Origin of the sequence: Mesorhizobium norvegicum, from assembly GCF_004919685.1 — a bacterium.
GTDB classification, from domain to species: domain Bacteria; phylum Pseudomonadota; class Alphaproteobacteria; order Rhizobiales; family Rhizobiaceae; genus Mesorhizobium; species Mesorhizobium norvegicum.
The window spans coordinates 75,985-94,510 of sequence record NZ_SMYZ01000084.1 but is presented as its reverse complement, the minus strand read 5'-3'; the positions used below and the strand labels follow the sequence as shown (position 1 = coordinate 94,510).

At 63.5% G+C, this 18,526-nt stretch carries 16 protein-coding genes; 6 read left to right on the top strand and 10 right to left on the bottom strand.

Going from position 1 to position 18,526, the window contains the following annotated elements:
* Positions 1-12: 12 nt before the first annotated feature.
* Positions 13-1,011 carry an alpha/beta fold hydrolase gene (locus tag FCU66_RS31735; RefSeq protein ID WP_136616000.1) on the top strand — a complete coding sequence of 333 codons (999 nt, stop codon included), beginning with the start codon at positions 13-15 and terminating at the stop codon, positions 1,009-1,011.
* A 113-nt stretch (positions 1,012-1,124) separates the two neighbouring features.
* Positions 1,125-1,646, top strand: coding sequence for a hypothetical protein (locus tag FCU66_RS31730; protein WP_136615999.1), 522 nt, complete (start codon positions 1,125-1,127; stop codon positions 1,644-1,646).
* A gap of 33 nt (positions 1,647-1,679) precedes the next feature.
* On the opposite strand, the gene FCU66_RS31725 is transcribed toward FCU66_RS31730, so the two are convergent.
* The 4 genes from FCU66_RS31725 to FCU66_RS31710 all read right to left on the bottom strand — a co-directional run bounded on the left by FCU66_RS31725 (position 1,680) and on the right by FCU66_RS31710 (position 5,056).
* Positions 1,680-2,210, bottom strand: a complete 531-nt coding sequence (locus tag FCU66_RS31725) for a dihydrofolate reductase family protein (protein WP_136615998.1) — start codon at positions 2,208-2,210, stop codon at positions 1,680-1,682.
* Positions 2,211-2,313: 103 nt separating this feature from the next.
* Positions 2,314-2,937: a hypothetical protein gene (locus FCU66_RS31720; protein WP_136615997.1), complete on the bottom strand. Its 624-nt coding sequence runs from the start codon at positions 2,935-2,937 to the stop codon at positions 2,314-2,316.
* Between the two features lie 18 nt (positions 2,938-2,955).
* On the bottom strand, positions 2,956-4,578 hold the full coding sequence (locus FCU66_RS31715; protein ID WP_136615996.1) for an FAD-binding oxidoreductase: 1,623 nt from the start codon (positions 4,576-4,578) through the stop codon (positions 2,956-2,958).
* A 235-nt stretch (positions 4,579-4,813) separates the two neighbouring features.
* A complete protein-coding gene (locus FCU66_RS31710; protein ID WP_013530037.1) occupies positions 4,814-5,056 on the bottom strand; it encodes a DUF1344 domain-containing protein in 243 nt (80 codons plus the stop codon).
* 109 nt (positions 5,057-5,165) lie between these two features.
* On the opposite strand from FCU66_RS31710, the gene FCU66_RS42270 reads away from it, so the two are divergent.
* Positions 5,166-5,993, top strand: coding sequence for a YegJ family protein (locus tag FCU66_RS42270; RefSeq protein WP_246094111.1), 828 nt, complete (start codon positions 5,166-5,168; stop codon positions 5,991-5,993).
* 13 nt (positions 5,994-6,006) lie between these two features.
* Here the strand turns inward: FCU66_RS42270 and FCU66_RS31700 are convergent, their stop codons facing one another.
* Together FCU66_RS31700 and FCU66_RS31695 are read right to left on the bottom strand one after the other, a co-directional pair.
* Entirely contained in the window at positions 6,007-6,957 is a 951-nt protein-coding gene (locus FCU66_RS31700; RefSeq protein ID WP_168991708.1) for a DUF3137 domain-containing protein, read from the bottom strand.
* Positions 6,958-7,040: 83 nt separating this feature from the next.
* Positions 7,041-8,099 (bottom strand): CapA family protein, encoded by a 1,059-nt coding sequence (locus tag FCU66_RS31695; protein WP_136615994.1) that lies wholly within the window; start codon positions 8,097-8,099, stop codon positions 7,041-7,043.
* 106 nt (positions 8,100-8,205) lie between these two features.
* Between FCU66_RS31695 and FCU66_RS31690 the strand changes: the two genes are divergently transcribed.
* Positions 8,206-9,471: a hypothetical protein gene (locus FCU66_RS31690; protein ID WP_136615993.1), complete on the top strand. Its 1,266-nt coding sequence runs from the start codon at positions 8,206-8,208 to the stop codon at positions 9,469-9,471.
* Positions 9,472-9,539: 68 nt separating this feature from the next.
* Here FCU66_RS31690 and FCU66_RS31685 read toward each other — a convergent pair whose 3' ends face one another.
* Positions 9,540-10,751: a TauD/TfdA family dioxygenase gene (locus tag FCU66_RS31685; protein ID WP_168991702.1), complete on the bottom strand. Its 1,212-nt coding sequence runs from the start codon at positions 10,749-10,751 to the stop codon at positions 9,540-9,542.
* Positions 10,752-10,853: 102 nt separating this feature from the next.
* Here FCU66_RS31685 and FCU66_RS31680 point away from each other — a divergent pair, with 102 nt between their 5' ends.
* Positions 10,854-11,783 carry a LysR substrate-binding domain-containing protein gene (locus FCU66_RS31680; RefSeq protein ID WP_136615991.1) on the top strand — a complete coding sequence of 310 codons (930 nt, stop codon included), beginning with the start codon at positions 10,854-10,856 and terminating at the stop codon, positions 11,781-11,783.
* 12 nt (positions 11,784-11,795) lie between these two features.
* Here FCU66_RS31680 and FCU66_RS31675 read toward each other — a convergent pair whose 3' ends face one another.
* The 3 genes from FCU66_RS31675 to FCU66_RS31665 form a co-directional block, all read right to left on the bottom strand.
* On the bottom strand, positions 11,796-12,728 hold the full coding sequence (locus FCU66_RS31675; RefSeq protein WP_136615990.1) for a hypothetical protein: 933 nt from the start codon (positions 12,726-12,728) through the stop codon (positions 11,796-11,798).
* Entirely contained in the window at positions 12,728-15,415 is a 2,688-nt protein-coding gene (locus FCU66_RS31670) for a hypothetical protein (RefSeq protein WP_136615989.1), read from the bottom strand. The genes FCU66_RS31675 and FCU66_RS31670 overlap by 1 nt, the downstream gene beginning before the upstream one ends.
* Positions 15,416-15,519: 104 nt before the next feature.
* Entirely contained in the window at positions 15,520-16,389 is an 870-nt protein-coding gene (locus FCU66_RS31665; protein ID WP_136615988.1) for a protein-L-isoaspartate O-methyltransferase family protein, read from the bottom strand.
* 517 nt (positions 16,390-16,906) lie between these two features.
* Here FCU66_RS31665 and FCU66_RS31660 point away from each other — a divergent pair.
* Positions 16,907-18,526 (top strand): DUF2778 domain-containing protein, encoded by a 1,620-nt coding sequence (locus tag FCU66_RS31660; RefSeq protein WP_136615987.1) that lies wholly within the window; start codon positions 16,907-16,909, stop codon positions 18,524-18,526.

The following is an 18,526-nucleotide window of genomic DNA, read 5'->3' as shown; positions in this document are numbered from 1 at the left end:
GATAGCCCGGCAATGCGACGGTTGATCCGCATCGTCGGCTGGCTGACGCTCACGCTGGTTGTGCTCGTTGCCGTTGTGCTTGTCGGCTTTCGCGGCGCGGCAGCGTTGCGTGAGAGCCTGTCACCCGAGCAAGCAGCCCCTGCGGGAGCGCTGTTCGTAACGGTCGACGGCCTGAAGATGCACTATCAGATCTGGGGTCCTCCGGATGGGCCGCCGCTGCTCCTGTTCCACGGCACGGCCTCCTGGGCCGAAACATACCGCGATATCGCCGCGCCACTGGGAGAACAGGGCTTTCGCGTCATCGCCCCTGACATGCCTCCCTTTGGCTATTCCGAGAGACCGGCCGATCAGGACTATTCGCGCGCCGCCCACGCCAAACGCGTCCTCGGTTTCGCCGACGCGCTTGGCCTTCGTCATTTCAGCGTCGGTGTCCACTCCTATGGCGGCGGTGGCGTCATCGAAGCCGCCTTCTCCGCCCCGGCTCGCATCGACTCGCTGATCCTGCTCGACGTGGCACTTGGCCTCGGCCGGACCGAGGCGCCGGCTTTGCCGTTCGCATCCTTCCTAAACATGGCCTGGCCACGCCAGCTGCTGACCGCTTCGACCTTCACCAATCCGCTCATGGTCGGACCGGGTCTGCGCTCCTTCATCGGGAACGACGCCGTGGTGACCCCTGAGCGCATCGCGATTTATGCACGTCCGTTCAACGTAGAAGGCACGACCAATGCAGTCGGCCATTGGCTGTTCAGCGGTCTGTTCAACGACGAACGAAAATCGCTTGCCGCCAACAAGGCGAACTACCGCGCCTTCACACCGCCTGTTCTCGTCATCTGGGGGCGAGAGGATGCGACCACGCCCCTCGAACAGGGTGAGGAGATTGCCTCGCTGTTTGCGCACGCCGAACTGGCGGTTCTCGATGGCGTCAACCACATCCCGCAGGTTGAACGCCCGCACGACGTGGTGCGGCTGATCGCGAATTTCCTCAAACGGACCTTGCCGGCCACGCGATAGGCCGGCTGTTTGGCGCTCCGCCACGCTCATTTCACAATCGCGGCCCAATCCCGCCTTGTTCGCGCGCGAAGGAATGGATGGGCTGCCGGGGGGCATCTCGAAGGGACAAGACCGTGATCAAGACCGCCCTTGTCGCCATGACCATTGTCGGCTGCGACTGCGACGCCAAGCTGTGCGAATATATCGGCGAGACGCCGGCCAAGTGGTCGACCATCGCCGAGTGCGAAGCGGCGATGAAAGGCCAGATGCTGCACGCGCGCAACTTCAACTATCCGCTCGTCTCCGGTATCTGCCGCACGAAGGGCTCGTCGTCCTCCTCGCAACTGGCCGCGACCGCATCGCGCCCGGAATTGAAGCCCGCCAGCCGGGTGGTTAGAACCGAAAGCCCGTTGCCGCCTGAATTGAGCCACCGGCCGAGCGTCTCGGTCGGTTCGCCGACGACAGCCATGGAAGCCGACGCCGCCCGGCCCGTCGCCTATGAACAAGTGGTCGATGGCGGAACCGGCGTGCTCTATCGCACCAAGAATGGCTACGCCGTGGTCAAGACCGATCTTGGCCGTGCCGCCTCGGCGACCGCCGACGCCGCGAAACGCTCCGTGAACTGGCTGGCGGGACTGATGCCGAAGGGGCTTTAGTCCCGCCGGCGTCTCAGTTTGACGACCGCGTGATCAGGCCGGAACGTAGGTCAACCTGATCACGTCGTCGCCGATCAGATCGCTGGCCACGAAGCGAAGCGGCGGTCGGGGGCCGGCGAAGAATGGCTTGCCATGACCAAGCACGAACGGATGGAGGTAGAGTTGGTACGCATCGATAAGACCAAGGTCGGTCAGGCTTCGTGCCAGATCTGGTCCAGAAACTGAAATCTCCCCAACGAGCTCAGCCTTCAGCCCACGTATCACCGCCTCGACGTCATTCTCGACAAGTGTGGCGTTGGGGCCGACCGACTTCAGCGAGCGCGACACAACCCACTTCGGTTGGCTCCGCCACGCCGCCGCGAATTCGTGCGCCTCCGCGCTCCACTCAGGACTGTCTTCGTCCCAATAACGCATGACCTCGTACATGCCGCGACCATACACACTGCCGGTCACGTTGCGCACTTGCTCTATCCAGTGACGAAAGATCGTGGGGCCTGACGGCATTTTCAGGTGGTCGACATAGCCGTCGAGGGACTGGTTCATTCTGAAAATGAGCTTCGCCATGCTGTAAGACCTCCAACCCCGGATCGTCAGAATAACTTGGGCCGCCGTTACGCAAAAGTGTGGACCCCAGCCGAAATCCAAACTGAGACACGACCCTGGTCTCCTACAATTTCACCTTCAGGCTCTGCCAGAACTTGTCGATCAGCGGCTTTTCGGTGGCCGCATCCTCGCCGGCAATGCGGGTGATGAACAGCAGCCCCTGATCGGCCAGGCCGAAGCCGACGATCTCGAAATAGGCCGTGTCGGTGCGTGTCTTCACCTCAGCGCGGATGCCGGTCAATTCCTTGCCGTCGGCGAGCTTGCGCGTCGTCGGCTCCTGCGTCAGCGTGGCACCGGCTTGCACCGATTCCTTGGTCATCTCCTGCAGCATCAGCTGGTTGAGCGACACCGGATTCATCTTGCCATATTCCTGCACGACGACGATGGTGCCCAGCGCTGATGCCATCAGATATTGCGTGATGTTCTCGCCGAGATCGGTCTTGGTCACCGAAATATTGCTCGGATGGACAAAGGAGAAAACGCTGCCGGAGAAGGTGGCGAAGTCGTTGCGCTCGAGCGTCACCTTGCTCTGCTTGCCGCCGGGCAGCGTCACGTTTGTGCTTTCACCGGGATCGATATCGACCGTCACGCCGTCGATCGTCAGCTTGAAAGCCTTGAGATCCTCGGCCCCGGCCGGTCCAGCGCACAGCGCGATGAGGGTGAGTGCCGCCGCTGAAACCATCCGCATGGGTTGTTCTCCTGCTTTTTATGCCACCCCGCTCAGCGCCTTGATGGCACGGTAGAAGGTCGAGGAAAACAGTTCCGTTGGGTCATATTGCCGCTTCGCCGCCAGGAAGGCCGGCAACTCGGGATAGGAGGCCAGCAACTCCTTGGCCGTATAATGCAGCTGGTAGGGCAGGAAGAACCGGCCGCCACGCTTGATCGTCACGTCGATCAGCGCCCGGGTCAGCGCCCGCATCCTGGCATTGCCGTCGGCATCGGTCGGCTGGTTGATGTAGAGCACCAGCGAATAGGCCGGCTCCGGCGCGTAGGTCAGCGCGACATCCTCCTTGTGGACGATGCGCACCGAGGCGTTGAGCACCGGCAGGTCTTGATTGCGCAGAATCTCGCGGGCTTCCGCAATGAATTCGACATAGGCAGTGCGTGGAATAAAATATTCGTGCAGGATGTCGGTCTCATCCATCTGATCGTTGAAGAGATAGGGCACCGAATCGTGCATCGGGTTGTTGCGGGTGACGAGGCAGGCCTCGCCTTCGGCCATGGCCGAGGTGCGCGCCACTGTGCAGCTTTCGAATTTCGGCTCCAGCGTCTTTTCCGTGAACCACTTCAGCTCCTGGAACAGACTGCCCCATTTCGCCAGGTTGATGATCACACGCTTCAGCCCGACCGATCCCGGCTCGCCAATCGCTGGCTGGTCGGCCGGCGGCTGCTCGGCCACCTTGTCGTAACGGTAGACGATCATGTCCTCGAGGAAATTGCCCGGCGCCGTCGACAGATGGCCGTAGAACAGGCCGATATCCTTGTTCGGCTCCAGCACCTCGGCGAAGAATTTCGGAAAATCGTCCGATTTGATGATTTCGCGCGAAGTCCGGTAGACGGCGTTGTCGACAATATCGAGCGTCGCCTCCAGCACCACGCCGAACAGGCCGTAGCCGCCGACGACGTGGCGGAACAGGTCGGTGTTCTCGGTGGGCGAACAGGCCGTCACCGAACCGTCGGCAAGCATCACCCGCATCGAGCGGATCGAGCTCGCCACCGAACCCGCCTGATGGTCCATGCCATGCGCATTGACCGACAGCGAACCGCCGACCGAGAAGATGTCGGTGGACTGCATTGCCTTCACCGCGAAGTGCGGATGCAGAAGGTTCTGGATGTCGTGCCAGCGCGCGCCCGGCTGCAGCGTCATGGTCTTCGCCGCCGCGTCGACGGTGACCTTGTTGAACTTCCTGAGGTCGAGCACCAGCGCATTGTCGTTGAAGGCATGCCCACCCATCGAATGGCGGATGGCGGCCAGCGAGACTTTCAAGCCGTTGGCGCGCGCGAAGGCAAGCGCCTTGGCGATGTGGTCGTCCTCGCTGATCTCGACGACGCCATAGACCGGCGTCCTCGACAGGCCGCTGGCATCGTTGATGTCGCCGCCTTTTGCCGACCATGGCAGCGAAGGATCGAAGGCCGGCGCATTCTCCAGCGGCTTCAACGGCAGCGCGATGCCGTCAATATCGGCAATCCGTCCGGCGTTCTTTGGTCCCGAAGGTCCGCGCGCCAGCCGCGCCACCGTGGTGCCGCCCCACAGCACCGCGCCGCCGACGACAGCCGCACCCAGCAGCAGCCTGCGCGACAGGCGAAACCCTTTTTGTTCGTCAGCCATGAATATCCCCCGTTGGCCAAGGGATAGCGCGGCTGTTTGGCAAAAACCATAGCGATGCTACCGGGGCAGCGTTCCGCCAGCCGTCCTTGGGGCATCCAGCCGGGAGACCGCATCCAGCTCGCCTGGCATCGAGGGGCGAAGCATGAAAATGGCCGATCCCCAAAGGGATCGGCCACAAGTGGAACAGGGTCTGAAACTTCGATCAGCAGGTCTGCTGACGCACGACGCTCATGCCTTACGAAGCCTTCTTGATCGACGTCACGATGCCGGTCTTGTCATCGACAGTCACCGCCACCTTGGCGCCGACCTTCAGTTTCCCGATCGTCGCTTCCGGCGACAACTGGTAGATCTTGCCGTCGTCCAGGGTGATCGACTTGGTCGTCGGGTCGACGGCCTGGATGGTGCCCTGAACGGTCGCGGCATAGGCCGTGCCGAGGAAGGCGAGCAGAGCGGCGGTGGTTGCGAGGGTCTTCTTCATGGGTAGCACTCCGTGCTGTTTCACTTTTCCGGACCGCCGCCTTGGCAAGCGACAGCACCGGACGGCCTGAAACTGGAACGGAAAGCGCTCGCTGCGCAAATCACGTTGGGTGAATTTTCGCAAACAATATCATAGGCTTAATTCCGACACATTGTCTGCGACCGAGATCATTTCAGGCCGCTTCGGCTCCCCCGATGAGCCCACTTCTGTCCGCGAAAAGAGTCGTTTAGCCGGATTGTGGCGGGCGGTTTCGATCACGGCGCAACCGCCGCAATTCGTCTCGAGCAGCATCACGAAACAACTGCCGACCGGTCATCGATACACATTTTGTTTCATGGATCGGTTCAAAACCGCCATTCCAAAGCGGATCAAACTCGCGCCCCGGTTGCAAACCGGGAACGGATGCAGGATGGTGCGCCGTTACGATGAAGGGGGGCCTTCCATGAAGCTTGCAGTCCGGGCCATGATATCCCTGATGCTGGCGCTTGCTCCGGGATCGGCCGGCGCACAAGGCGCGGATCCGGGCGACGACAAAACGATTATCTTTACTCCCGACGATCCAGAGATGGCGGCGGCGACCGCGCAGGCGCTCGCCAGCCTGGACGACTTCCTGGCGCTGTCCGAGGCTCCTCCCTCCGACACAGACAGGTTCAAATTGAAGGTCAAGGTGCGGGACGGGAACGTCACCGAACACTTCTGGGTCATACCGTTCCGCCGCACCGAGACCGGATTTGTCGGCATATTGGCCAACCAGCCGGAGGAAGTGCACAACGTCGTCCTCGGCCAGAATATAGAATTCACCAGGGACGATATTTCCGACTGGGGATACACACGCGGCGGGCGTCAGGTCGGCAGCTTCACCGTCTGCGTCATGTTCAACAAGATGTCGAAAGAGGAGGCGGACACCATGCGCGACCAATACGGCTTCGACTGCTGACGGCTCGGTCCGATCAACCCTCCCCATCCTTCGCGCCGATCTTGCGCACCAGCGCCGCCGTCGCCAGCATCGCGCCCATGTCTGATATCATCGGCGCGACATGCGTGCTGTAGTCGAGCGGCACCGAAATATCCGGCAATTCGAAGAAGTTCTTCGTCTGCGGCAGCAGCAGGAACCCATCGCTGCCGTTGAGCGCAACGCGGGCCGGATCGTCCGGCCAGGTTTCGCCAAGCCATTTCAGCGCCTGCGCCAGCCGGCCTGTCACCAGCGGCCGCGCCGCCTCGGCGTTGTCGGTGCGGAATTCATAGGCGGCGTCGAGTTCGGGCACACCGGACGACAAGTCCTGCATCTTGCTGGCGAACATGCCGCGGAAGAAGCCGACGACCGCATTGGTCCGGCGCGTCGCCACCAACACTCCCGGGAACGGCTCGATCGCTTCGAAAGCGACGATGACACCCTTGAAGGTTGTCGATGAATCCTTGCCCGACCCTACTCGCAGTTCTGCTTCGTAAAGCTCGAACGGAAACTCTTCGTAGCGGCCCGAAACGACATCGTCGAACGACTGCCGGTTGAAGGCGCCGACCGCCTCGCGCGGCAGCCGGTCGAAAGAGTTCGGCCTCCCTCCATGCTGGTAACGCATATCCGCGATGAAGCCGAAGATGATTGGCAGCAGCGTCTCGCGGAACGATTGCTGCAGCCGCGTCGCCGGTTTCATGGCCTGGAAGTAGAGCAAGCTCGAAGCCACCAAGCCGATGCCATAGAGAAACACATGCGGCGTCGAGAACCATTGCTCGTTGGGGTCGGCGACTTTGTTGAACAGCCAGGCGACCAGCACCACGGCCACCAGCACCAGTCCGACGAACACCGGCACCCGCCAGCGCACCTGCCGGACCGCCGAGGCCCTCGCCGCCTCATAGGTTTCAATGTCTCTCCGGATACCGGCGATGTCAGCCTCGCCAGGCATGAAATCCGCTGTTTCCACCGCCACCCCCGCAAGCCTGCCTCTGCCGTCGCATGATAGTCGGTTTTGCAGGGGCCGCCAGACGGTTAAGCGGTGACGCCCTCTTCGCTTGAAGAGGAAGGAAAGACCGTCCTCAGCCGAGCTTCGACCTTGCCGCGCATTCGGCCCTTCAGCGCCTCCACCAGCAGCAGCCGCTCGTGGTCGCCGCCCCGCAGCCGCATGAAAGGATGCAGCCGGTAAGACGCAATGGCGCCTCGGGAGCCGGCATCGGTACTGACATCGACGACGAATATTCCGCCAATACGACCCGGCCACGGCTGGCGGGCAAAGGCGGTACCGAGGAAATCGCCAAGTCCATAGGCGACGATCGTCCTGTCGATCTTTTCCACCGGCTGCACGACATGGGCGTGATGGCCAGCAATCAGCCCGACGCCCTGCCCGGCCAGCTGCTTTGCCAGCGCGCGTGTTTCAGAACGCGGAAAATGCCGGAACTCCCAGTCCCAGTGCGGCACGGCGTAAAGAAGATCGACACCATCGCGCGGCCAGCGCGCCGCATCGCTGTCCATTGACACGCGCCCCGTGAACAGGCTTTCGTCGGCGTTGCGCCACAGCGTGAAGGCGGCAAAGCCGATATCAAGCGGTCCGACCTGGACAGGCACCACCGGACCGTCGGCGGCCAGGCCCACCATGCGGATGCCGAGCCGCTGCAACGCCGCGACCGTCTCGTCGAAACCGGCGACGCCCTGGTCGAGCACATGGTTGTTGGCCAGCGACAGCACGAGTTTTTCACGCGCGATGCCGACCGCCGCCAACGCCCCATCAAGAAAGCGCTCGCTCATCGCATGATGCGTGCCGAGCCTCGTGCCCAGTGCCGCGCTTGGTCTGTCCACAACAGGGCTTTCGCAATTGCCGATCACCAGATCGGCAGCGCCGAGCAACGCCTTGATCGCCGGATCGCAGTCCGGCGCGCTGCGGTTGGCGACCGCCGAAATGTCGCCGACGAAGGCAAGCCGCACCGTCTGCTTCGGCGGCGGATCCATCAGCGTTCCCGCCATCGGCGCGAAGTCTTGCGCGTCGCCGACGAGCGACGGCTTCACGAAACGCGGCAGCCAGGACAGCTTGTAGGAAAATGGATAATTCGACACGCGGCGCCCAATTGTTTGCCCTGTGTAGACCGTCCTCGGGGCGGGTTGAAGCGCGACGCTGCAAATGGTGTATATTTGCTCTGCGCGACAAATATTGGGGGAAGAGATGACACGACTGGCAGGCCTGCTGACATCCGCTTTCATGCTGATTGTGCCGCTGTCTTCCGCCTCGGCGGCAATGCCCGAAGCGGCCACCGCTCTGTTCGAGGCGAAGACCGTGGTCGCGCGCGACACCGCTCTCTCGACGCTGGAGGCCGCAGCGCCAAAGGACCCGGCATCAGCCTATGCCGCCGGCGCCGGCGAGTTCTTCACCGCACTGGAGATCCTGGCCAGCGGCCTGCACCGCCATGGTTTCGAAAGCCCGCAATCCTTCATGCTGCCGCTGATGCGGCTGCCGGTGCCGGACAACCCCAATCCCGAGCCGCTGACCTATGAGCAGTTCCGCGCCATCCTGGTCGGCTTTCGCGACCGGCTGGAAAAATCCGCTGCCACGTTTGCGTCGGTGCCGGCTAACGCCGATATCGGCATGGTCATCGACCTCACCCATACCGGCATCGACCTCAACGAGGATGGCACCATCGCGCCGGATGAAAGCATGGCGGCGATCATCGCCTCGTTGTCACGCGGCGGCATCTCGTCGGACGACGCCGCTCCCACGCTGACATTCCGCTTCGACCGCGCCGACGGTTTCTGGCTACAAGGCTATGCCGAGTTCCTGATGGCGCAGGCTGATTTCTGGCTGGCACATGATTTCAGGAGCACCTTCGACGGCTCGTTCCACATGCTGTTCCCGCGCGCCAAGCTGCCGTTGCAGGATATTCTCGTGCCGCCGGCCGGCGACATGGGCAGCAGCATCTTCTCGTCGGAATGGCGCATCGCCGATTTCATCTCGATGGTGCATCTCGTCAACTGGCCGGTGGTCGAACCGGAGCGGAGGCAAGCGGCGCGCCGCCATCTGCTGGAAATGATCCGCCTGTCGCGCGAGGACTGGAAGGCGATCCGCGCCGAGACCGACAATGACCGCGAATGGCTGCCCGGACCGCAGCAGAAGGGCGAAAACCTGCTCACCGGCCTCGAAGTCGGCGAGGAGCAGGTGCAAGCCTGGCTCGCCGCCCTGAGCATGGCCGAGGATCTCCTGGAAGGCCGCAAGCTGCTGCCGCATTTCCGCATCACCGGCAACACCGGCCTGGGCATCAACATGAAGCGTTTCTTCGACGAACCAAAAAACTTCGACCTGGTGCTGTCGATCACCGGCCCGGCCATCGCGCCCTATCTCGAAAGCGGCGAGATCGTGACCAGCGACGATTTCGACCAGATCCAGCGCCAGTTCGGCGGCAGCGGGTTTCTGACGTTTGCGCTTTGGTTTAACTGAGCGGCCTATCAGAACTTGGGTTCCTCGCCCCCGCAATACGGGGGCGAGGAACCCCCGTCCTGTGAGCCCTAGGAAATCGCCCCCTGATACAGCACCGCCTCCGCCTCCTCCGGCGCAAACCGGCGGGCCAGCGTGCGAAACGCGCTGTGCACGCCGTCGCGGTCGATGTTGCAGCTTCTGAGGTGGCGCACCGCCAGCGTCGGATCGAAGGCGCTGCGGCCGTGCAGGACGCGCTGGTTGTCGAAGACCAGCACTTCGCCCGGCTGCAGCTGGTGCTGGAACTGGTTCTGCGGATCGCAGATCAGCCGCGTCAGTTCGGCCAGCGCCTCGATCAGCCCGTCAATCTGGTTTTCTGGCGCCCATTGCGGCGCCAGGCAGCGATCATTGTAGCGGATGCCGGTAACAACCCCGGTGGCATCAAGGCTGATGACATGCACCTCGGCGCTGAAGAACACTTCGTCGGCATGTTCGCGGTGGAAGGTCACTCCATGCCGCGTCAACCGATCGAACAGCTCCGGAGTACGCGTCCGCATCAGTTCGGCGACATGAAAGCCGTCGACCATCAGCGAGGTGCCGCCGGTGCCCCCACCCGAGCGAATGGCGTGAAAGAAGATGAAACCCGGCGGCGCATAGCGGAACGGCTCGTCCGTATGCGGGATCTGCGCCCGCGCCGTCTCGCCCGCCACACGCGCATCCGGCCGCGAAATCAGGTCGAACACCTTGCCGTAGCTGGTCTCGCGGATCGGCCCATAGCGGCCGGCGACCCGTGCCGTTGCTTCGATCTCGGCCGGAGCCCCGGTCAGCATGGCGATGCCGTGATCGCGCAGCGCCCGCAGCGATTGAAACAGCGCTTCGTCGTCCGCGACCACAGCATCGAAAGCGAAACGACCGAGCCGCGCGGACAGGTCGTTGCTCCACTGCTGTGGCTGGAACCGGACCGGGCCTGAACCGCCAACATGGTTCGTGAGGAAGGCCGGATCGTAGTGCGACACATGTCCATTCTGCCATATGACGGTGACCTGAGCGGGCGTGGAGACATCGAAGCTCTCGGCATGGATTGCCTTGCCGACATCGGCCGGCGTCAGCCATCGCTTGCCGGAGGCAGTGTCGCCGCATTGCTCGCATTCGCAGGCCAGCCGCAGCCAGCGCGTCGAGATCGTTCCGGTCCTGCCGTCCGCCAGCTCAACCGCGATGTGCTCGCCCTCGGCCCGCATGGCACGGATCGACGTTGGTGAAGCGGCGTGGCTTTGCCGGCTGGCATGGTTTGGCGTGTCGAGCACCTGGCGTCCCCCCCGCGATTGAATTCCTTCGACAAGGCTACGTGTGGAAAAACCATGTTTCAAATGAGTTCCTTTCGTCATGATTTGAGGTAAATTCAAAACATGACGACGCTGAGGGATTTGCCATTATCCGGTTTGCGGGCGCTGGTGGCCGCTGCCAGAGCCGGCAGCCTGACGCGCGCCGCCGAGGAATTGGGCGTCACGCCAGGCGCCATCGGCCACCAGATCCGGCAGTTGGAGGAGCGGCTCGGCGTAAAGCTGGTGCGGCGCGAAGGCAACGGCATTGCGCTGACCCGCGCCGCCGAGGCCGCCCTGCCCGATATCGATCGCGGTTTCGATGCACTGGCCTCCGGCATGCGGCGGCTGCGCTTTAAACGTCGGGCCGAAACCTTCACCATCTCAGCCGATCCATCCTTCGCTTCGCTCTGGCTGGCGCCCCGGCTCAACAGAGTGCGGGCGGCGCTGGGCAAGCTCGAAGTCCGCATCGTCGCCTCCGTCACGCTCGACGCCATGCTGGAAGAAGGCGTCGACCTCGCCATCAGCTATCGCAAGGGCACAGCACTGGATCTCACATCGCTCGACCTGTTCACCGAACGGGTGATCCCGGCCTGCGCGCCAGCGCTGGTTCGCGGCCAGGTCAGGCCGGATGCAGCCGAAGTGCTGGACAGGATGCCGCTGCTGCACATCGATCCGACAATGGGCGACGACGTCTATCCCTCATGGCGCGACTGGTTCGCTGCCGCCGGCCGGCAACCAAAAGGCATCGACCAGGGTCCACGTTTCGGGCTGACGATCGTCGCCGCCCAGGCGGCGATTGCCGGCATGGGCGCCCTGCTGGCCAGCGAACTGGTGCTGCGGCGCCATCTCGACCCCGGCCATCTCGTCGAAATCGCTCGCGACGTGCCGGCATTGACGATCAGGCGCCGCCTCGTCTGGCCCGAACACGGTGCGAAGGCACGCCGCGCCGCCGCCGTCGCCACCGAACTGGCTGCTATCGCCGACAGCGGCATTGATGGCGCGCTGCCCGCGTGAGTCCTCCCAGGATTAGCGCGCGAATCCGTGCAAGCGGCCGAGTAGCCATTGCAATGGATTGCCGAGGAAGGCGCGGGTGACGAAGCTGTCGTGGGCGGCATCCGAGGTGAGGAGGGCGACGGTGCCGGCTTCGAGGCGGCGCGGCGGATCCGAACTGGCGTCGATGCCCTGGCTTGTCAGCAACTGCCGAATCTCGGCATTGCCGGAGGCCGATGGCTGGCCGTAGGCGCTGACGAAAAAACTCTTCCTGTGGCGCGCGATCCAGTCGGCGAAAATGTCGGCCTCGTCGAACACGGCGTCGAGCAGGATGACGCCAAGCAGGCGGCCGCTGACGTCGCCATTCCTGAGCACGGAGGCGGCCGGGTTGTAGCCGCCGCTGTAGGCGACCAGCACCACCGGCATGGCGTCGAATTTCGCCGCTTTGGCGCCCGTCAGTTTGGCCAGGCCTTGTGCCGCTTCAGTCATGAACCTGGCAAAATAGCCCGGCGTCCAGAAATTGCCGGCGCTGGAATCCTGCGCATTGCTGGCGAATTGCGGCGCCACCAGCACGGCGTTGAGACCGGACGCCTCGACCTGGGCGACAACCCGCTGACGGTCGACCACATCGCGCTGCAAGGTCGCGCCATTGCCGTGGAAGAACACCACGATGACCGCCGGCCTGGCGGGATCGAAGCCTCGAGGCACCGCCAGCAAGGTGCTGCGGTCGGAATAGGTCTCGTCCTCCCAGTAGATGCCGCCGCGCGGCGAGGTGTGGCCGCGCCGACCGTTGGCCGTCACGTCGAGAAACGGCCCGGAACCGTCTGGCAGCTTTCCCCGGTACGGAAAGGGTGATGTCTTGAAAGGCACGATCGTCGATATTGCCTTGCGCAAGCGCGCCCCCTGGCTCGCCATCGGAAACGCCGCCGTGGCCAGCAAGCCAGTGACGATGGCGCGCCGGTCGGGCATCAGGCCGTCACCAGCCGAACGGCCGGCGCCTTCGACGGCAGCAGCACCGCAAAGAAGGCCGGGATCGCGACGAGATAGGCGATCGCCGCCCATTGCAGCACGGCGCTGAGGCCGAAGCTGGTGGCGACGATCGGCACTGCGGCAGACCCGATGACCGAGAAGCAGCCATTGATGCCCCAGGCCCAGACGAACAGATGTTCCTTGCCCAGCCGCGCCAGCCAGGTCATGGCGGTGGCCATCGGCATGCCCATCAGGAAGGCCGGCGGCGACACCAGGAGGAAGCAGAGCAGCAGACGGACAGCATAGGGATAGGCGCCGATCCAGTCGAGCACCAGCGACAGAGTGAAGCCGTACGCCAGCAGCAGCACGCAGATTGCCAGGAGCACCACCGGCAGCAGCGTCCTGGCGCGGTCGAAGATGCGCTCGGCAAACAGGCTGCCGAGGCCGGAAAACACCAACATCGACGAGATCAGCACCGAAGCTGATACGGTCGGATTGGCCAGCGCCACGGTGAAGCGGCTGATCAGCCCGACCTCGACCATGATGTAGCCAAGGCCGAGGCAAGCGAAATAAAGGATGGTGCCGAGCTTGCCGCGCGAACGCGAAAACACGATGCGCCAACCGAAAAGGACCGGCAGCAGGACCAGCGACGCCGCCGTGATGCAGGCGATGCCGAGCGTCGCCCAGATCAGCAGATAGCCCCAGTCGTCCTGGAACAGGTCGAGCCTGTCCAGCGTCCGTGGCAGGTCTGCGACCTTCACATAGGCGGCGAAATACGGCTGGTCGTTGCTCAGCGCATGTGCGTCGAAGACATAGTCGCTGGCGAGCCGCTCCCAGCCGCCGGTCAGCAGCGCGTGCCAGGCCATGCGCTCCAGCGCCGTCGCCGGCAGCACCTGCGGACCGGCATCGCCGCCGGCACCTGCGCAGGTATCGAGCGTCGGATCGGCGGGCGCAGTGGGATCGCAGTCGGGGTTTGCCGGCGCCGTCGCGTCGGCGGCGGGCTGGGTCAGCGTCGCGTCTTCGCCGCTGCCGAAGATCGAGGCGCGATAGTCGTCGAGGATCTTTTGCGCCGTCGAGCCGTCATAGGCCATGCCGGGATAGTAGACCTCCTCCCACGACATCGACCTGGTGTAGTCGCGCAGCGTCTTGATTTCCGCCTCGGTGAAACCGCCGCGCTTGAACAGCACCGTCGTCGTCGACAGATAGCTCGACACGGCAAAGATGTCGTTGGCAGCACCCTGGCTGTCGAACGTTCGGGCCGCCTCGGCGATGGTCGAGTAAAGCTTCAGCACCGATTTCGGCGGCTCTTCCTTGTTCCACAAGGTCACCGACAGCACGCCGCCATCGGCCAGCGCATGCATGTAGCTCAGCATCGCCTCGTGCGTGTAGGCATACTTCTCCGAGATGGCGAAGCCGCCCGGATTGGACAGGCCGACGCTGTCGGCAAGGCTGAGGTCGATGACGTCGTAGCGCTCTGTCGTGTTGGCCAGGAAAAGACGCCCGTCATAGTCGATCACCTTGAGGCGCGGCTCGGCCAGGATGTCGCCGGTGACGTCCTTCAGGATGGGGTCGCGGAAGGCCCGCAAGGTCATCGGGTTGCTTTCGGCGACAGTCACCGAGGTCGAGCCCGCATCGAGCGCGGCCTGCGTGGAGATGCCGCCGCCGAACTGCACGACGAAGGTCTTGGGTCTAGCCTTGATGACATACGGGTAGTGCATCGGCAGATAGCGGAAATAGACCTGCTCGGCCGGCGCCAGATTGCGCATGATGCCTTCCGGCCCGTCGCCGTCGCGATACATGCCGACATAGGTGTTGGCCGGAACCTCGGGCATGCCGAAGGCGGCATTGTCGCTCAGACCCGGCGCGAAATGCATGTACGAGCTGGCATAGACCTGCAAATCGCCGAACGGCGAGACGCTGCGGTAGATGCGCTTGCCATCCGGGAAGTTGCGGGCATAGGCGACGCCCTTGTACTGCGAAACGGCGATGTCGGGTATGCCGAGCAGGCCGGGCAGTATGAGATAGCCAGCGATCGACAAGGCTGCCACGGCCGCGCCGGCGACAACGCTCTTCCAGGCGCTGAAGGCGGAGAACCACAGCAGCGAACCGGCGGCCCACAACAGCAGCGGCACGACGATGATGGTTTCCGGCGCGAACAGATACATCGACACCAGAACGACGAGGCCTGCGAGCCCCGAGCCGGTGAGGTCGGCGAAATAGACGCGGCCGAACGCCGTGCGGCTTTTCAGGAAGACGATGCCGAGGAAGAACGCACCGGCCAGGAACGGCAGGAGGTAGAGCAGGAAATTGGCCAGCAGCCGCCATTTCTGCTCGGGGTCCGACACCAGGAAGATGGCGTTGAACGGCACCGTCTGGGCGATGAGGTTGGAGCCGACGGCAAGCGGGCCGATCAGCAGCAGGGCTGATGTGGCGGCCCCTTGCCAGTGCTTGTCGAACCAGTCCTTGCCGGCGAAGATGACGACGCTGGACAGCGAGAAGCCGAGCATGGCGAGGCTGACCACCAGCGAGCCGAAATGCGACCAGCTGCCGACGGCGAACACCCGCATGACCGATATCTGCAGCGCGATGATGGCGCCGGCGATCAACCCGACCGCAAGGTAGTGCGCGAGCCGTGGCGCCTCCAGCGAGGCGATGCTTGGTCGAGAGGTCGATGCGACGACTGCCATGAGGCCCCTTGATGGGTGGTTCAGCTCAGCAGGTTCCGCAAAAGTATCCCGCGGTTTTGCGATAAGAACCTGCAACAAACAAAGGCCGTCACGGCATAGCCAAATCAGCTGTTATGCGTACCGACGATCTGGTCGCCTTCCATCTTGGTAAAGGGCACGAAAGGCACCACCTTGCCATTGTAGATGTCCGAGCGGACGATGTTGAACGTACCGTCGGCAAGCTGCTGCTTGATCACCTTGAGCACATGCTGCGCGCCCGGCGGGCCGACCGGAATGACCATCACGCCATTGGGCTTGAGCTGCTGCAGGAGCGACGGCGGAATGTGGTCAATGCCGCAGGTGACGATGATCTTGTCGAACGGGCCGACGCTTTCCCAGCCATAATAGCCGTCGGCATTGCGGCTGGTGACCGAGCCGAACACGCTGTAGCCGCGATCGATCAGCGCGTCATAGGTGCGGCGGGTGCGCTGCGCCAGCGGGTTGATGATCTCGATCGTGTGCACCTTGTCGGTGAGATTGGCCAGATAGGCCGACTGGTAGCCCGAGCCGGTGCCGATCTCGAGCACGGCTTCGCCGAACTGCACGTCGATGACCGTCGTCATACGCCCGACCAGATGCGGACCGGAAATGGTCACGCCATAGCCGATATCGAGGAAGGCGTGATCATAGGCGCGCCCCAGATTCTGCGGCAGCACGAACTCTTCACGCGGTGTGGAAAGGAAGGCGCGCTTGTTGCGGTCGTCCAGCACGTCCTTGTTGTAGACCATGATCTGGAAGCGATCGAACCGCTCAGCCAAAAACTTCGGATCCTCGCCGCGATTGGCCACCATCCACTCGATGAACGCCTTCTTGTCGTTCACCGGCACCTCGGCGTTCCGGTCGTAGGGCACTGGCAGGGCAGCCCTGACGGCGCCCGGAAGAATGGAAAACGCCGCCGCACCCGCCGACAGCGCCAAGAAGTCCCGACGCTTCATGGAAAAGCCTCCAAAGGTGGCCTTTGCCACCCCAAAACCCAGCACTTGACCGGATTGCACCGCCTCCCAAAACGAGTCAATGGCCGTCAAGAGGCGGCCGTCCGGGCGGGGAAATTGTGGCAGGCGAGCAACAGTTTTTGCGGGTGCCAGGCGCCCTTTTAGGCAATTCCTGCCGGCAGTCGCTGGGCTGCAGGTACCATTGCAGGGCACTGCGAAAAAAATTAGCAAGGGCTGTTTTGCTTGACTCGGCCGTCAAAAACAGGCAGCAAAACTGGGTCGGAAGGGCGACAACACCACTTTCCTGGCCGTGGACGAAGCCTGATTTGGCCCAAATCCACATCTCGTCGTTGGTTTTGAGAGGGATTGATTAACCAACTTTGTCCATATTTTGAAGCAATCGGCAACCAACGACAGACGCGGCAAACGCGTCGGGGACCACCTGGGATCACTCACAGAATGGTCGTCGCGGCTCACAAGGCCACGTACGGGGAAAACCGATTGGAGCAAGATTGGTTGCATGGCGTTGTCGAATAAACAAAAAATAATCTGGGAACAGCGTGAAGGCGGCGACTTCGTCGATGCGCCGCGTTCCTCCTCCTTCAACACTGGCCGGATCCTCCGCTGGGTCGCATTGCCTTGCGCCAGCACCGCCATCGGCCTTTGGCTGATCGGCACCATGGCTGGCCTCAGCTCCGTCGGCGCCTCGCTGTCGGCGACCTCGGGTGGCCTGCCGCAGACGCTGTCGATGTCGGGATCGCTCGCCCTTGTCGATCCGCTGAAACAGCATTTCTTGAAAGCGCCCTTCGTGCTGGCCAATGCCCATGGCGGCGCTCAGGCGCTGCATGACCATGCCGTGCAATGCGGCGCCAGCTGCTTCAAACTGGCTGAGTTGAGCCCTCTGGCGGAGAAATCCGCGCGCCTTGTGGCGCAGGCAAAGCCCGTCCCCCCCGTTGCAAAGTCGAAATCGCAGGAACGCTTCGAACGCATGGAAGCGTCGCTGTCGCCGATGAAGCTCGCCGCTGTCTTCGCGAGTGCCGGCAAGCCTGCCCTGGCAGCCAACACACCCGCACTTCCGGTCATTTCCCCCGCACTTCCGGTCATTTCCAGTGTCGCACCGCAAATTACCGAGGCGTCGCTGGTGCCGTCCGTCCAGGTCATGGCCAGCCTGTCGGATGACATGCCGGCTCCGGCGGCGGAACGCTTCGCTCGGCTGAATACCGGATCCGTCGTCGTCCAGACAGCGCCAGCGCCGAGGGGCTTTGCCCAGTCGGAGACGCCGGACAATTCGCAGCTGGCGCTTGCCCTCGTGGAGTCGCTGCCGGTCGACGACGAGGCGTTCGCCTCGCCGCTGCCGATCGAGGAATCGTCGGCTGATGTCGCGGTGTCGCCTGTCGAAACCCGGCAGGACCAACCCGGCGATGCAGCCTCGCTGCCGGACGCGCTGACCGACGACGTGCCGTTGCCGACCCGCCGCCCGCAGTTCGACGCGCCGCAGCAGCCCAAAATCGTGCAGCAGCAGTCCAAGCCCATCCAGCAGCCGAAGCCGGCGCGTGAGACGGTTCAACAGGCCCAGCCGGCAAAGCCGGGGCGTCAGGGCCGGCCGGCCGATGGCGGCGACGTGCTGGCCTATGCCAAGCCGGACACGCCTTCGGGTGGCCTTGGCAAGGCATTCAGGAACCTGTTCAATTCGCCAGGGTCCAGAAGCGGAGCCAGCAATGGCGTCGCCGTTTACGACATCAGCGCCGGGACCGTCTACATGCCTGACGGCTCAAGGCTCGAGGCGCATTCGGGCATCGGCGCCATGGCGGACCAGCCGCGCTATGCCGACCAGAAGAACCGCGGACCGACACCGCCCAACACCTACAATCTGTCGCTGCGCGAGTCGCGCTTTCATGGTGTGGAGGCCTTGCGCCTGACACCGGTCGATGGCCGCAACAAATACAATCGCGACGGCCTGCTGGCCCATACCTACCTGCTTCGGGGCCGCTACGCCCAGTCGAGCGGTTGCGTCGCCTTCAAGGACTATGCGCGCTTCCTCGCCGCCTTCAAGAAGGGCAAAATCAAACGCCTCGTGGTGGTGCCGCGCCTGAACGGATCGCCGACCCGCGTGGCGGCGGACAACGCACGCGGCGCCTGA